The 15180-nt window shown below is 68.1% G+C and carries 10 protein-coding genes; 6 read left to right on the top strand and 4 right to left on the bottom strand.

Features of this window, described 5'->3' with window-relative positions:
* Positions 1-2 precede the first annotated feature (2 nt).
* Positions 3-3224, top strand: coding sequence for an efflux RND transporter permease subunit (locus tag CYD53_RS28025; protein WP_103721374.1), 3222 nt, complete (start codon positions 3-5; stop codon positions 3222-3224).
* Positions 3225-3452: 228 nt separating this feature from the next.
* On the opposite strand, the gene CYD53_RS28020 is transcribed toward CYD53_RS28025, so the two are convergent.
* Entirely contained in the window at positions 3453-4373 is a 921-nt protein-coding gene (locus tag CYD53_RS28020; protein ID WP_146056025.1) for a hypothetical protein, read from the bottom strand.
* Between the two features lie 470 nt (positions 4374-4843).
* On the opposite strand from CYD53_RS28020, the gene CYD53_RS28015 reads away from it, so the two are divergent.
* Positions 4844-7177: a molybdopterin guanine dinucleotide-containing S/N-oxide reductase gene (locus tag CYD53_RS28015; protein ID WP_181012058.1), complete on the top strand. Its 2334-nt coding sequence runs from the start codon at positions 4844-4846 to the stop codon at positions 7175-7177.
* Positions 7178-7204: 27 nt separating this feature from the next.
* Here the strand turns inward: CYD53_RS28015 and CYD53_RS28010 are convergent, their stop codons facing one another.
* Positions 7205-8116, bottom strand: coding sequence for a DMT family transporter (locus tag CYD53_RS28010; RefSeq protein WP_181012057.1), 912 nt, complete (start codon positions 8114-8116; stop codon positions 7205-7207).
* A 135-nt stretch (positions 8117-8251) separates the two neighbouring features.
* On the opposite strand from CYD53_RS28010, the gene CYD53_RS28005 reads away from it, so the two are divergent.
* The 3 genes from CYD53_RS28005 to CYD53_RS27995 all read left to right on the top strand — a co-directional run bounded on the left by CYD53_RS28005 (position 8252) and on the right by CYD53_RS27995 (position 11140).
* Positions 8252-9118, top strand: a complete 867-nt coding sequence (locus CYD53_RS28005) for a LysR family transcriptional regulator (protein WP_103721371.1) — start codon at positions 8252-8254, stop codon at positions 9116-9118.
* Positions 9119-9330: 212 nt separating this feature from the next.
* Complete coding sequence (gene obgE, locus CYD53_RS28000) at positions 9331-10374, top strand: GTPase ObgE (protein ID WP_103721370.1); 1044 nt, start codon at positions 9331-9333, stop codon at positions 10372-10374.
* A gap of 181 nt (positions 10375-10555) precedes the next feature.
* The gene (locus CYD53_RS27995; protein ID WP_103721369.1) at positions 10556-11140 is read left to right on the top strand and encodes an invasion associated locus B family protein; all 585 of its coding nucleotides are present in this window, start codon (positions 10556-10558) and stop codon (positions 11138-11140) included.
* A gap of 32 nt (positions 11141-11172) precedes the next feature.
* Here CYD53_RS27995 and CYD53_RS27990 read toward each other — a convergent pair whose 3' ends face one another.
* Complete coding sequence (locus CYD53_RS27990; protein WP_103721368.1) at positions 11173-11385, bottom strand: hypothetical protein; 213 nt, start codon at positions 11383-11385, stop codon at positions 11173-11175.
* 404 nt (positions 11386-11789) lie between these two features.
* Between CYD53_RS27990 and CYD53_RS27980 the strand changes: the two genes are divergently transcribed.
* Complete coding sequence (locus CYD53_RS27980; RefSeq protein ID WP_181012056.1) at positions 11790-14321, top strand: autotransporter family protein; 2532 nt, start codon at positions 11790-11792, stop codon at positions 14319-14321.
* Positions 14322-14333: 12 nt separating this feature from the next.
* Here CYD53_RS27980 and CYD53_RS27975 read toward each other — a convergent pair whose 3' ends face one another.
* Complete coding sequence (locus CYD53_RS27975; RefSeq protein WP_103721366.1) at positions 14334-15086, bottom strand: DMT family transporter; 753 nt, start codon at positions 15084-15086, stop codon at positions 14334-14336.
* Between the last annotated feature and the right edge of the window lie 94 nt (positions 15087-15180).

The raw sequence follows: 15180 nt of genomic DNA, 5'->3' as shown, positions 1-15180 counted from the left end.
TCGTGGACATCAATTTCTCCGCCTGGTCGATCCGCAAGCCGGTTCCCGCGATCCTGCTCTTCGTCGTGCTCTGCGTGCTCGGGCTGCTCTCCTTCTCGAAGCTGCCGGTGACGCGCTTTCCCAATATCGACGTGCCGCTGGTCTCGGTCACGGTGACGCAGTCGGGCGCCGCGCCCGCCGAGCTGGAGAGCCAGGTCAGCAAGCGCGTCGAGGACGCGGTCGCCAACATCACCGGCGTCAAGCATGTGATGTCGACGCTGACCGACGGCTCGTCGGTTTCGGTGATCGAGTTCCGGCTCGAGACCAACACCGACCGCGCCGTCAACGACGTCAAGGACGCCATCGCCAAGATCAGGGCCGATCTGCCGCGCACCATCGACGAGCCGATCATCCAGCGCATCGATGTCGAGGGCCAGTCGATCATGACCTTCGGCGCCTCTTCGCCGGGCATGACGCTGGAGCAGATCTCCTGGCATGTCGACGATGTCGTCGCGCGCGAATTGCAGGGCCTCAAGGGCGTCGGCCGGATCGACCGCTTCGGCGGCGTCGATCGCGAGATCCGCATCTCGCTCGATCCCGACCGCTTGCTGGCGCTGGGCACCACGGCGGGCGAGGTCAACCGCCAGATCCGCGCCACCAATGTCGATCTCGCCGGCGGGCGCGGCGAGGTCGGCGGGCAGGAGCAGGCGATCCGCACGCTCGCCAGCGCGCGCACCGTGGCCGAGCTCGCCGAATCCAAGATCACGCTGACCGGCGGCCGCGAGGTGCGCCTGAAGGAGCTCGGCCGCGTCGAGGATTCGAATTCCGAGCCGCGCTCCTTCGGCCGGCTCGACAAGGTTCCGGTCGTCTCCTTCGCGGTGTTCCGCTCGAAGGGTTCGAGCGAATTGTCGGTCAAGGATGTCGTCGCGGCGCGCATCGCCGAGCTCAACAAGCGCTACCCCGACATCGTGATCAAGCCGATCGACGACGCCGTCGCCTATACCTACGGCAACTACAAGGCGGCGATGGAGACGCTGATCGAGGGCGCGGCGCTGGCCGTGCTCGTCGTCTTCCTGTTCCTGCGCAACTGGCGCGCCACGCTGATCACGGCGATCGCGCTGCCGCTCTCGGCGATCCCGACCTTCTGGGCGATGGAGCTGATGGGCTTCTCGCTCAATCTCGTCAGCCTGCTCGGCATCACGCTGGTCACCGGCATCCTGGTCGATGACGCCATCGTCGAGATCGAGAACATCGTCCGGCATATGAAGATGGGCAAATCGCCCTATCGCGCCGCGATGGAGGCGGCCGACGAGATCGGGCTCGCCGTCATCGCGATCACGCTGACGATCGTGGCGATCTTCGCGCCGGTCTCCTTCATGGGCGGCGTGGCCGGCCAGTATTTCCGCCAGTTCGGCCTCACCGTCGCGGTTGCGGTGCTGTTCTCGCTGCTTGTCGCGCGCCTGATCACGCCGATGATGGCGGCCTATCTGATGAAGCCGGTGAAGCATGCCGACGCCAAGGACGGCGCCGTGATGGGGGCCTATGTCGGCCTGCTGCGCGGCACGCTGGCCAGGCGCGAAATCCCGCTATTGCCGCGCTTCGATGGTTCGGGCCGCTGGCGCAAGCTGCCGCTCAACATGGCCTATGTCACGCTGCTGATCGGCTTCGGCTTCCTCTTCGCCTCGATCCAGGCGACGGCGCTGCTGCCGACCGGCTTCATTCCCGACGAGGACACCTCGCGTGTCGTGGCCTCGGTCGAACTGCCGCCAGGCTCGACGCTGGAGGACACTCGCGTCGCGACCGACCTGATCGTCGACCGCCTGCGCACGATCCCCGAGGTGACGCAGGTCTTCGTGCTCGGCGGCTCCTCGCCGACCGGCCAGCGCGAGGTCCGCCGCGCCGCCGTGACGATCAAGCTCCTGCCCAAGGCCGAGCGCAAGGCGCGCCAGAAGGACCTCAAGGTCGTCATCGCCCAGAAACTCGCCGGCGTGCCCGACACCCGCGCCTGGTATGTCAATGAGCGCGGCGAGCGCGAAATGGCCTTCTCGATCCTGTCCAAGGACGGGGCCGCGCTTGACGAGGCGGTGGCGCGGATCGAAAGCCGCATGCGCAAGATCGACGGCTATCTCAATGTCGCGACCTCAGGCTCGCTCAGCCGGCCGGAACTGCGCGTCACACCCAAGCTCGAACAGGCCGCCAATCTCGGCGTCACGCCGGAATCGATCTCGGAGGCGGTGCGCGTCGCCACCATCGGCGATGTCGGGGCCAATCTCGCCAAGTTCAATGCCGGCGACCGTTTGGTGCCGATCCGCGTCCAGCTCGACGAAGCCGCCCGCGCCGATATCCGCAACATCGCGGCTCTGCGCGTCACCAATGCCAATGGCGTCTCGATCCCGCTGACGGCGGTGGCCGAGATCGGCTTCGGGGAGGGGCCGAGCTCGATCGACCGCTATGACCGCGTTCGCCGGGCCGCGATCGGCGCCGATCTCAAGCGCGGCTTCGAGCTCGGCACGGCGCAGGAGACCTTCCACGACATCGTCAGGCAAGTCGGCCTGCCTGCGGGCGTGCGCATCGCCGCGACCGGCGACGCCGAGATCCAGGGCGAGGTGGTGCAGGGCTTCATCACCGCGATGGCGACTGGGCTGATGCTGGTGCTGGCGGTGCTGATCCTGCTTTTCGGCTCGGTCTTCCAGCCGATCACGATCCTGCTCTCGCTGCCGCTTTCCTTCGGCGGCGTCGTCATCGCCCTGCTGGCCACCGACAAGCCGGTCTCGATGCCGGTCTATATCGGCCTGCTCATGCTGATGGGCATCGTCACCAAGAACGCGATCATGCTGGTCGATTTCGCGGTCGAGGAGATGGCGCGGGGCAAGGACCGCCGCACCGCGTTGCTGGAGGCCGGCCGCAAGCGCGCGCGGCCGATCGTGATGACGACGATCGCGATGGCGGCGGGCATGATGCCCTCGGCCTATGGTGTCGGCGACGGCGGCGAATTCCGCGCGCCGATGGCGATCGCGGTGATCGGCGGCCTGATCGTCTCGACCGTGCTCTCCCTCGTCTTCGTGCCGTCCTTCTACGCGGTGATGGACGACCTCTCGCGCCTGACCTCCTGGGCCTTCAGCCGCTTCTTCAGCAAGGCCGAGGACGAGAGCGCCTGGGAGGCCATCGACGAACACGCGACGCCAGGCGAGGCGAGCGCCAAGGCGATGGCCAAGCTGCCGCCGCCAAGGCTGGCGGCGGAGTGAGGGGCGGGCTTTCGCCCGCCTCGCAGGTCGGAGCTGTCCTGGGAACCACCGCCGTCATTCCGGGGCGGCCCGTAGGGCCGAGCCCGGAACCCAGAACCGCAGGTGGCGACGCCATACGCGCTGCTGGTGAGGACGCCTGATTCCCGGCTCCATCGGTTCTGGGTTCCGGGCTCTACGCTTCGCGTAGCCCCGGAATGACGGTGTGTTTCCGAGTATAGGCAGCACGCTCTAAAGCATCGGCGATACGGAGGGGGTGGGCCCGCCCGACGGCGCCGCCGGCGGCTGGTTCCGGCGATTGAGCATCTCGCCGCGCGAGCGGATGATCTGCGCCATGACGACATCCTGGACCCGCTGCTCGGCCGCGCGGCGGACGGCCTCCCTGTCGGCGGGGCGGCCGCCGTCGAGCTCGATGAGCTCGATCGTCGCCTGCACGAGCGCATCGACATCCGCCTTGCAGAAGATCATCGCGGCCTTGGCGACGACCTCGGCCTTCTCGTCGGTCAGCAGCATCGGCGCGCCTTCCCGCCCGATGCAGGCGAGCGCCCTGGTGCGGATCAGGTCGCGGCTCTTTTCGAGGACCGCCTTCTTCTCGGCCCGGGCCTGTGCGTCGACCTGCGATGGACCGGGCGCGGTCTGGCCGGGCTGCGAGGTCACCGGCCCGCGAATGCTGGCGCTCTGGCGGGCGCATTCGACCAGCGCGGGCAGCATCTCCGAGGTCGAAGTCAGGGCAAAGGCCAGGCGCCGGTCGTTTGCGACCAATTCCAGATAGCCGCCATGGCGGAAGGCGTTGATCAATTGCGAGTCCGCCGGCATCGCGATCGTCATCAGGACCGGCGTCTTGACGTCCGCCGTGACATCGATGCGCGAGGTGCGATCGAAGACGAGCTGCAGCGCCAGCCTGTCGCCCGGCTTGAGCTTCCAGCCGGCGTGCGAGAACCCGATCAGCCATTTGAAATCGGCGGTGATCGAGGTGAGCATGCGCGTGCCGTTCTTGTAGGCGGCATTCACGGCGCAATGCGAGAAGGCGCCTGTCGCGTCATTGGTGAAGGCGCCGCCCGACCAGTTTCCGACGACGATCTTGCCATAGGGCCCCGCGGCCTGCGCCATCGGCGCCAGCAGCAAGGTCGAAGCCAGGAGAACTCCACGCATCATGCTCGCCTCGGCGGGTTGGGGCCGCAAGGATGACGTCCGGCGCGGGTTAGAGCAATCCCGTAGGGGGCGAATGCGGGGAGAGGGCGATGGCGCTTTCGAGACCTGCGCCCGGTTGAGGCGGGGAAGACGTGGATGGTCGGCGCAGCCGACCATGACGCGAACGGCGCGGAAAACCCTTCTCCCCTGGCGGGAGAAGGTGGCTCGGCGAAGCCGAGACGGATGAGGGGGCGCTCGACGATTGCCGTTTTGCCTTGCGACGCCAGCCGGAAAGGGCACGGCGCCCCCTCATCCGCCCCTGCCGGGGCACCTTCTCCCGCGAGGGGAGAAGGGAAGAGGACGTCGTGACTGCAGAGAAAGCCGGCCCCAGATCACCGCCGGACGCATTGCCCCCTTTCGCCACGGCTCTCGTTCTCGCCGCGAAGATGTCCTAGGCTTCCCGCACCTGTCCGGCAGCTGGAAGCACCACGATGACGACCTTGACGGCCCCGATCTCCGAGGCTCCGCTGGAAGAGGGTTTCCGGCCGCATACCTCCCATTGGGGCGTGTTCTCGGCGCGGATGAAGGATGGCGAGCTGGAGGTCAGGCCCCATGCCGGCGATCCCGATCCCAATGAGATCATCCAGAATTTTCCGGGCGCGCTGCGTCATCGCGCCCGCATCGCCCAGCCGATGGTGCGCCGGGGCTGGCTGGAGAATGGGCCGGGACCCGATGAGCGCCGCGGCCGCGACGACTATGTGCCGATGTCGTGGAGCGCCGTGCTCGACAAGCTTGCGGGCGAACTCAGGCGGGTGCGCGACGATTTCGGCCCGGGCGCGATCTTCGGCGGCTCCTATGGCTGGTCGAGCGCCGGGCGCTTCCACCATGCGCAAAGCCAGGTCCATCGCTTCCTCAACACCTCGACCGGCGGCTATGTGAAGTCGGTCAACAGCTACTCCTCGGGCGCCTCTTCCGTCCTCGTGCCGCATATCATCGGCGACTACGAGGATCTGGTGAAGCGCAACGTCTCCTGGGAGCAGATTGCCGAGCACAGCGAGATCGTGCTCGCCTTCGGCGGCATGGCGCTGAAGAACAGCATGGTCACCGGCGGCGGCAGCAGCAAGCATGTCGAGCGCGGCGCGATGCAGCGCGCCCATCAGCGCGGCTGCGACTTCGTGCTGGTCGGTCCGTTGCGCGGCGATCTGCCCGAGGAGGCCGGCGCCGAATGGCTCTCCAGCATCCCCGGCACCGACACGGCGCTGATGATGGCGCTGGTCCACAGCCTCGTCGTCGCGGGGCTGCACGACCGCGATTTCCTGGAGCGCTACACCGTCGGCTGGCCGGTCTTCGAGCGCTATTTGCTGGGGGAGACCGACGGTCAGCCCAAGGATGCTACCTGGGCCGCCGCGATCACCGGCGTGCCGGCGCAGGCGATCACGGCGCTGGCCAGGCGGCTGCATGGCAAGCGCGCGCTGATCGTCGTGGCGCATGCGCTGCAGCGGGCCGAGCATGGCGAGCAGCCGGTCTGGATGGGCATGGTGCTGGCGGCCGCGCTCGGCCAGATCGGCCTGCCGGGCGGCGGCTATGGCTATGCGCTGGGGGCGATCGGCTATTACGGCCGGCGCTACAACGCCGTGCCGATGCCGACCCTGCCGCAGGGGCGCAACGCCGTCACCGACTTCATTCCGGTGGCGCGCATCTCGGACATGCTGCTGAACCCCGGCACGAGCTACCGCTATAACGGCCAGACCCGGACCTATCCGCAGATCAAGCTGGTCTACTGGGCCGGTGGCAATCCGTTCCACCATCACCAGGACCTGAACCGGCTGAAGCAGGCTTTCGCCAGGCTCGACACGCTCGTCGTGCACGAACTGGCCTGGACGGCGACGGCCCGCCACGCCGACATCGTCCTGCCCTGCACGATGACGCTGGAGCGCGAGGACATCGGCGGCAATGCCAATGATCCGCTGCTCGTGCCGATGCGACCGGTGATCGCCCCCTATGGCGAGGCGCGCGACGATTACGCGATCTTCGCCGATCTTGCCGAGCGGCTGGGCACGGCACAGGCCTTCACCGAGGGCCGTACGGTCCGGCAATGGCTCGAGCATCTCTACGAGCCGACGCGGGCCGCACTCGCCGAGGCCGGCCTGCCGGCGCCGAGCTTTGCCGAGTTCCAGGCGAGCGAAGGCTATGACATGCCCCAGCAGGCCGATGATGGCGGGCGCCTGCGCGCTTTTCGCACCGACCCGGTCGCGCATCCCTTGCCGACGCCGAGCGGCAAGCTGGAGATCTTCTCGCAGACGATCGCGAGCTTCGGCGAGGCGGACTGCCCCGGCCATCCGACCTGGCTGGGAGCCACCAATGTGCCCGACGCGGCCTCGCCCGTCGTCCTCGTCGCCAACCAGCCGCGCACGCGGCTGCACAGCCAGTTCGATTTCGGCGGCCATAGCAGCGGGGCCAAGCATCGCGGCCGCGAGGTCGCGCGCATGCACCCCGACGATGCGGCCGCGCGCGGGATCGCCGATGGCGACATCATCCGCATCTTCAACGAACGCGGCGCCTGCCTGGCGGGAGTCCATGTCACCGACGGCATCCGCCAGGGCGTGGTCCAGCTGCCGACCGGCGCCTGGTATGATCCGGTCGATCCCGAGGAGGACAAGCCGCTCTGCGTCCACGGCAATCCCAACGTCCTGACCCGGGATGTCGGTACCTCGGCGCTGGCGCAGGGCTGCACGGGACAGTTGACCACCGTCCAGGTCGAGCGCTTCGACGGCAACCTGCCGCCGATCCAGGCCTATGACCCGCCGGTCCTGAAGGCCTCGTAAGCGGTTGATCGGTGCGGCGAGCGCGGCTCAGCCGCGCCGCACCAACAATACCGCGGCCAGGATCGCGACGCCGCCGAAGGCCTGCGCCGGCGAGGGCTGCTCGCCGAAGATCGCCCAGGCGGCGAGCACGCTGACGAGCGCTGGCCAGACCATGACGAGGGAGGCGGCGCTGGCGCCGTAGCTGCCGAGCGAGAGCGTGATCAGGCCCTGGCCGAGCGCATGCGAGACCAGGCCGAGCGCGATCACCGCAAGCCAGCCCTGCAGGCTCGCCGGGATGATGGTCTCGCCCAGCGCGAGCGCCGCCGCCAGGCAGAAGACGGCGCAGAGCGCGCTGGAGATCAGGCCGATCCGGCCGGCATCGGCCCGCTCGCGGGCGCGGCGCACGGCGAGGATATAGCCGGCATAGGAGAAGGCTGCGCCGGTCGCCAGCATGTCGCCGAATAGGCTGCCGGGCGAGGCGGCGCTGGGGGCGCCGATGAATTTCGGCAGCACCAGCATCAGCGCGCCGCCAAGCGCGAGCGCGAGCGCGCCGAGAATGCGCTGCGTCGGCTTCTCCCCAAGCAGGAGCCAGCCGCCGAGCACGACCGCGACGGGCGAGAGATTGCCGAGCAGCGAGGCGTTGGCGATCGTGGTGTGGCCGAGCGCGGCGTTGTAAAGCACGACGTCGATCGCGAAGGTGAGGCCGGCGAGCGCGATCGGGATGAGCGCACCGGGACGAACCGCGCCCGAGACCGCCTTGCGCTGCTCCAGCGCCGTCCAGAGCGCGAGCACGGGCAATGCGAACAGCATGCGCCAGAAGCCGCCGGCGGCCGGGCCGACATCGGCCAGGCGCATGAACACGCCGGAAAAGCCGATGCAGGTCGCGCCGGTGAGGAGCGCAACGAACATTGCCAGCGCCGGGGCGGCGGGGCGGGGCATGACGAGGGCGGGCGTGGACATCTGACGACTTCCTGAGCAATCGCCCGCGATATAGCCAACTTCCATCAATCGGAAAAACGGATTATTCTGATTTAACTATTCTCAAAATCGATCGATGAAGAGGCCCGTGACGGCAGCCATGATTGGGAGGACGCCATGACAGCGCATTTCGATCTCGCCGCGCTCGACATGCTGGTCGCGGTCGCCGAGACCGGCGGCTTCACCGCCGCGAGCGCCCGGCTGGGCCGCACGCAATCGGCGATCTCGGTGCGCATCCAGGATCTCGAGAGCCAGATCGGCCATCGCCTGCTCGAGCGTTCGCGCCGGGGCGTGACGCCGACCGATGCGGGCGAGCGATTGATCGCGCATGCCCGCCGGCTTCTGACGATCGAGCGCGAGGCGCTCGCCGATCTCGGCGGCGCGTCGGCCTCGGGGCGGCTGCGCATCGGCATTCCCGACGATTACATGGACGCATACCTACGCCCGCTGATCGCGCGCTTCGCGGCCGAGCACCCCAAGGTCGAGCTCGAATTGCGCTGCGATCTTTCGAAGCGGATCGAGCCGGCGCTGGCGGCCGGCGAATTCGACCTCGCCGTGGTGACGCAGGATCCCAACCGGCCGATCGGCGAGGTCTTGCGGCGCGAGGCGATGATCTGGGTGGCGGGGCGCGGCCATCGCCCGGAACTGCAGGAGGTGCTGCCGCTGGCGCTGTTCTCGGAGGGCTGCCGGGCGCGCCCGCGCATCCTCCAGGCGCTGGGCGCGGCGGGCAAGGCGCACCGGCTGGTGTTCTCCTGCTCGCACACCTCGGGCATGCTCTCGGCTGTCGAGGCGGGGTTTTGCGTCACGGCCCTGACCGAGAGCGCGATTCCGCCGAGCCTGCGGCGCCTGGGTCCGGCAGAGGACCTGCCTGCTTTGTTCGAGCTCTCGGTCGGCCTGATCATCGGGCCGCAGCCGGGGCTCGCGGCAAGGCGTTTCGCCGACGCGCTGCGCGACGAAATGGCCGCGCCGCGGCTGGCAGCATAAGCGCGGCGGGATTGCCCCGCAGGGCGCATCGGCCTAAAGCCAAGGCCACACGCGCTTTCCGCCGTCATCCTGATGCGTAGCGAAGCGAAGACCCGGGACCCATATACGGTTCCGGAGCTTTACGATGGATTCCGGATCCGCGCGGCTTTGCCGCTTGTCCGGGATGACGCGGCGCCTTTCCTGTCCCAGTTCGCAGAACGATTTCGAGTCCCATGAAATTCCTCGACCAAGCAAAAATCTATGTGAAGGCGGGCGATGGCGGCGCAGGCTGCGTCTCTTTCCGGCGCGAAAAATTCATCGAGTTCGGCGGGCCCAATGGCGGCGATGGCGGGCGCGGCGGCGATGTCGTGATCGAATGCGTGCAAGGCCTCAACACGCTGATCGACTTCCGCTTCCAGCAGCACTTCAAGGCCAAGATCGGCGGGCACGGCATGGGCGCCGACCGCCATGGCGCCAATGGCGAAACCAAGGTGCTGAAGGTGCCGCCGGGCACGCAGATCTTCGACGAGGACGGCGAAACGCTGATCGCCGACCTGACGCAGGCCGGGCAGCGCTTCGTTCTGTGCAAGGGCGGCAATGGCGGCTTCGGCAATGCCTATTTCAAGACCGCGACCAACCAGGCCCCGCGCCATGCCAATCCGGGCCTGATTGGCGAGGAGCGCTGGGTCTGGCTGCGGCTGAAGCTGATCGCCGATGCCGGGCTGATCGGCCTGCCCAATGCCGGCAAATCGACCTTCCTCGCCACGGTGACGGCGGCCAAGCCCAAGATCGCCGATTATCCTTTCACCACCCTGCATCCGGGCCTTGGCGTGGTGCGGGTCGACGGGCGCGAGATGGTGCTCGCCGATATTCCCGGCCTGATCGAGGGCGCGCATGAGGGCCATGGCCTGGGCGACCGGTTCCTCGGCCATGTCGAGCGTTGCCGCGTGCTGCTGCACCTTGTCGAGGGCACCAGCGAACATGCGGGCAAGGCCTACAAGACCGTGCGGCAGGAGCTCAGCCTCTATGGCGAAGGCCTGGACGAGAAGCCCGAGATCGTGGCGCTGTCCAAGGTCGATGCGCTCAGCCCCGAACTGCTCAAGGAGCAGGTGGCGCGGTTGAAGCGGGCCTGCAAGCGCATGCCGATCATCCTGTCCTCGGCCTCGGGCGAGGGCGTCGAGGCGGCGCTGCGGGCGCTGTTTGCGATCGTCGACGAGGCCCGCAAGGAGGAGGCGCGCGAGAACGCTCCCGTCGAGGAGACCGGCTGGCGGCCGTGACGGCCCTCATCGAAGAGTGAGAGCAGGATCAATACGAAAAGCCGGTTCCCGCTTTTTCGCATCCTGTTCCAACCGTCGACAGAATTGCGAACCGCCGTTCCCAAGAGGGCGGCGGCTCTTGCCTAAGGGCACGGCGTCGCGCCAATAGTGTTTCCAACGAAATCTCTGGAAACGCCGCGACATGAAGCACCTCACCTCCACGACCGTGTTGCTGGCCCTGATCTGCGCCGGCTCGGCCTTCGCCCAGGCGCAACGCAGCCCGGCGGCGGCCCAAGGGCAGCGCCCGGCGGCAGCGGCTCCCGCCGGCGGCGGCGTTTCCCAGCCCGACAACACCACCGCGACCTATGGCGACTGGGTGCATCGCTGCCAGCAGGGTGTCGGCACCCGCATCTGCGAGGTCGTGCAGACCTTGCAGGTCCAGGGGCAGCAGGGCCCGGTGGCGCTCGTCGCGGTCGGCCGGCCGATCAAGACCGAGCCCTACAAGCTCGTCGTGCAGGTCGCGCCGAATGTGACGCTGGGACCCAATGCCGGCGTGCGCGTCGCGCTGGGCGAGAAGGACGAGGGCACGCTGGCTGCGTATTCACGCTGCATTCCCGGCGGCTGCTTCGCCGAGGTCGCGATGAGCGACGATCTGATGAAGCGCTGGCGCAGCTATTCGGAAGGCGGGCAATTGCGCTTCCAGGACGCGGCGAACCGGCCGGTGACGCTGCCCTTCTCCTTCCGCGGCTTCCAGGCGGCGTCTGATGCGCTGGCGCGGGAGCCTTGAGCGCCTGAATCGCGTCGCAGGGAACCATCGCGTCATCCTGGGCGACAAAGCGACAGCCGCTCCTGATCGCGGAAGGCTTCCGCAAGGATGAGGCGGCGACGCAAGACTGGCTCGCCGACCTCGCCGACCTCGTCGCGCTCGACACCGAGCCGACGCGCCAGGATCTGGCCTGGGCGCATGCGCTGGACGAGGAGGTGCTCGACGACACGCGCCGCGTCACCGAACTCAGGAACTTCCTGGAGCATCGCGTCCAGCCGTATGCGAGCGCGCGCGGGCGAGCATGAACGAAATCAGGGCCAAAACGCTTTGAAATCGGGGCTTTCCCACAGGCCGCGTGCCGTCGCCGCCCCGTAACACCGAAATTCGACTGTTTCTGGCAGGCCGCAGCGCAACATCCGTTTACGTTGCGCTAACCATAACCGATGCCTTCTGCGCTCCTGCGCTGCCTTGGACGGCGGCGATTCGGGGGCCATTCGCCCCCTGAATGGCGGGGGCTTCGATGGTTGTGGCGACGGGTGGCGCGGACGGCGCCGCGCAGGTTTTCGAACGGGTTTCGCCCAGCCACTCGCCGCGTCCCACCCACGACACGCCTCCCACCCCAAGGCCCCGAAAGAACCACGGAACCCATACCTGTTCGCGGTTGCGGGCCATGATGCTGGCCTCCGCCGCCTTGCGCCGCTCGACCGCTCTCACCGGCGGAGTCTTCGCCGTCCTGCTCTCGACCGGACCGCTGCACGCCCAGGATGTGACGATCAGCACGCCGCAGAACGGCGCGAACGGGACGACCCCGAGTAGCGACACGGGCACACCTGGCGGCAGCGGGGGCTTGGGCTTCCAATACAGCCAGACCGGTACCGTCACCGTCAACGCGACCGTCACGGGCGGCAATGGCGGCACTGGCGCCGGCCTAAGCAGCAACCCCGGCACCCCCGGCATTGGCGGCGCAGGCGGCACTGGCCTTGAAGTTACCCAGGGAGGGTCGGCGAATATCTATGCCACCGTCAAGGGCGGCAATGGTGGCAGGGGCGGCAACGGACTCGCCGGACCTTCCGGAGCGGGCGGCGCGGGCGGCGTGGGCCTGTTGTTTACCAATGGCGGCTCTGCGACGATCAATTGGGGGGTCCAGGGCGGCGCAGGCGCCACGATTGGTAGTCCCGTCGCTGGCGCGAGCGGCGCGGCTATCGTCGGCGGTGGGTTGACCCTGACCCTCGGCAGTGACGCCAGAATCATAGGCGGTTTCTCCGACAGGCGCGCCGACGCCATTACCTTCACCGGCGGCGCCAACACCCTGTCAATCCAGGACGGTGCGCTGCTGACGGGCGGCATCGCGCTGAGCACAAATACGACGACGCTGCAGTTCGCCCAAACCAACGACTACACCTTGAGCAACGTGATCTCCGGGGCCGGCGCCGTCAACAAGACCGGCGCGGGCACGCTGACGCTGACCGGCACCAGCACCTATACGGGCGCCACAACGATCGACAGCGGCACGCTGTCCGTGAACGGCTCGATCGCCTCCTCCTCCAGCCTGACGGTGAACCCCGGCGGCACGCTCGGCGGCACGGGCACGGTCGGCACGACGGCGATCGTCGGCGGCACGCTGGCGCCGGGCAACTCGATCGGCACCCTGGTGGTCGATGGCAACCTGTCCTTCACGTCTGGCTCGACCTATGCGGTCGAAGTCTCGCCGTCGGCGTCGGACCAGGTCAACGTTCTCGGCGCGGCCACGCTCGGCGGCGCGACGGTGGCGGCGTCCTTCGCCGCGGGGACCTATGTCGCCAAGCAGTACACCATCCTCAATGCGAGAGGCGGGGTGAGCGGCACGTTCGGGACGAAAGTCGACACCAACCTGCCCTCTGGTTTCAAATCGAGCCTCGGCTACGACGCCAAAAACGCCTATCTCAACCTGACACTGGATTTCACGCCGACACCCACCCAGACGTCTCCATCCGCAACGACGTCCACGCCTTCGTCAACATCGACGATTGCGCCGACGCCGGCTACGCCGACATCGCCGATTCCCAATCGCGGCCTCAACCCGAACCAGACCAGCGCAGCCAACGCCCTTACGAATTTCTTCGACCGCACCGGCGGCATTCCGGTCGTCTTCGGCAGCCTGACGCCGGCGGGCCTGTCGCAGGTTTCCGGCGAACCCGCCACAGCGACGCGGCAGATCAGCGACAACGCGGCGAACCTCTTCCTCGGCACGCTGTCCGACCCCACGGCCGAGGGTCGCGGCGTGTCAATCGCGCCGGGACCGGGCGGCTTTGCCGCCTATTCCTCGTCCTCCGGCAAGGCCTCCGCCCTGCCGGCCAAGACCATGCCGCTCACGGCCGATCCCGATGCATGGCGCTGGAGCGTCTGGGTGAGCGGCTTTGGCGGCGCGCAGTTTCTTGGAGCCGACGCAGGCGCGGGCACAGCCGCCAGCACCAGCCGCGTCTATGGCGGCGCGGTCGGCGCCGACTACATGATCTCGCCTTCGACAGTCGCGGGCTTCGCGCTGGGCGGCGGCGCCACCAGCTTCAACACCTATGGGCTGGGCTCGGGCTCGTCCGACCTGTTTCAGGCTGGCGCCTTCATCCGCCAGCATTTCGGCCAGAGCTATCTCTCGGCCGCGCTTGGCTATTCCTGGCAGGACGTCACCACCGACCGCTACATCACCGGTTCCGACCATCTCCAGGCGCGGTTCAACGCCAACAGCTGGTCGGGTCGGCTGGAGGCGGGCCACCGCTTCGAGACGCAATGGCTGGGCCTGACGCCCTATGCCGCCGTTCAGCTGACCAGCGTCGCCCTGCCGTCCTATGCCGAGACCGCGCTGTCGGGCTCGGGCATCTTCGCCCTGTCATACGCGGCCAAGGACGTCACCACGACACGCAGCGAACTCGGCATGCGCATCGACCGAACCTTTGCTCTCGCGGAGGCGTCGCTGCAGCTGCGCGGCGGGCTGGCCTGGGTCCACAACTTCGATACCAGTAGCACCGCGACAGCGAGCTTCCTTACTCTGCCCGGCGCGAGCTTCCTGGTCAGCGGCGCGGCGCAGGATAAGAACGCGCTGCGCGCCAGCGCCACCGCCGAATACAAGTTCAGGAACGGCTTCTCGCTCGCCGCAACCTTCGAGGGCGAGTTCGCCGAGAACAGCCGCTCCCTCGGCGGAAAGGGCGTGCTGCGCTACAGCTGGTGATAAGCTGGCGGCTCAAGCTCGCCGCCGGCGCAACGCCAGCAAGACCCCGCTCAGCGTCAGACCGAAGGCGATCAGTTCTTTCAGACCGAGCGGCTCGCCCAGGATCGGCGCAGCAGCCAGCGTGCCGACGATCTGGACCAGCAGCATGCCGGTCGCGGCGACTGAGGTGAGGAGCCGCGTGAGTGCTGCAAACCAGCTCAGATAGCACAGCGCCATCGGGCCGATCATCATATAGGCGAGCCCCGGACCCGACAGCGCCCCGATATCGGGCTTTTCCCTGATCAGCCCGGGCACCACCATCGGCACGCAGCCAAGCGCGACCTGCCAGGCTGTCAGCACGATCGGCGGCAGCGGGATCGGCCAACGCGCCGTGACCGTGCCATAGGCGAACAGGATCGCAGCCGCGAGCGCGAACAGGAGGCCCGGCAGCTTGGCGCCGGTGAGCCCGGGCCCGCCCATCAGAACCGCCACGCCAGCAACGCCCAGAGCCAGCGCCAGCAGGCTGCGCACGCCCATCAGCGGCCAGGCCAGCAGCGTCGCCCAAATCGGCATGGAATAGGCGATCAGCGCGCCCTCAGACACTTTGAGCCAGTTGAGCGCGAGCGCCGTAAAGCCCATCCAGGCGAAGATATTGATCGCGGCCGCCACGCCGAGTCGCCCGAAATGCTCGCGCGGAACCGCGAGTCGCTCGCCCCGCCACGCCGCAAAGGCCATCAGCCCGCAAGCGGCCAGCACGCCGGCCGTGCCGCGCGCGGACAGCGGCATGTTTGATCCCGGGCTTTGATGGTGCAGTCTTTTCGCGCGAGTGGAAGGAGGCGCTATGGGCCAGGTTCACCATGGGAGCGCCACGACGACAGAG

This window comes from Allobosea psychrotolerans (assembly GCF_002917105.1).
GTDB lineage: Bacteria > Pseudomonadota > Alphaproteobacteria > Rhizobiales > Beijerinckiaceae > Allobosea > Allobosea psychrotolerans.
This window is presented reverse-complemented; position numbering and strand designations above follow the sequence as displayed.

Bases quoted from the DNA above. Each gene is read 5' to 3' on its own strand.
- CYD53_RS28020 (WP_146056025.1), bottom strand. From the start codon at position 4,373: ATGCGTGGAGTTCTCCTGGCTTCGACCTTGCTGCTGGCGCCGATGGCG.
- CYD53_RS28015 (WP_181012058.1), top strand. From the start codon at position 4,844: ATGACGACCTTGACGGCCCCGATCTCCGAGGCTCCGCTGGAAGAGGGT.
- CYD53_RS28010 (WP_181012057.1), bottom strand. From the start codon at position 8,116: ATGTCCACGCCCGCCCTCGTCATGCCCCGCCCCGCCGCCCCGGCGCTG.
- CYD53_RS28005 (WP_103721371.1), top strand. From the start codon at position 8,252: ATGACAGCGCATTTCGATCTCGCCGCGCTCGACATGCTGGTCGCGGTC.
- obgE (WP_103721370.1), top strand. From the start codon at position 9,331: ATGAAATTCCTCGACCAAGCAAAAATCTATGTGAAGGCGGGCGATGGC.
- CYD53_RS27995 (WP_103721369.1), top strand. From the start codon at position 10,556: ATGAAGCACCTCACCTCCACGACCGTGTTGCTGGCCCTGATCTGCGCC.
- CYD53_RS27990 (WP_103721368.1), bottom strand. From the start codon at position 11,385: ATGCTCCAGGAAGTTCCTGAGTTCGGTGACGCGGCGCGTGTCGTCGAG.
- CYD53_RS27980 (WP_181012056.1), top strand. From the start codon at position 11,790: ATGATGCTGGCCTCCGCCGCCTTGCGCCGCTCGACCGCTCTCACCGGC.
- CYD53_RS27975 (WP_103721366.1), bottom strand. From the start codon at position 15,086: ATGCCGCTGTCCGCGCGCGGCACGGCCGGCGTGCTGGCCGCTTGCGGG.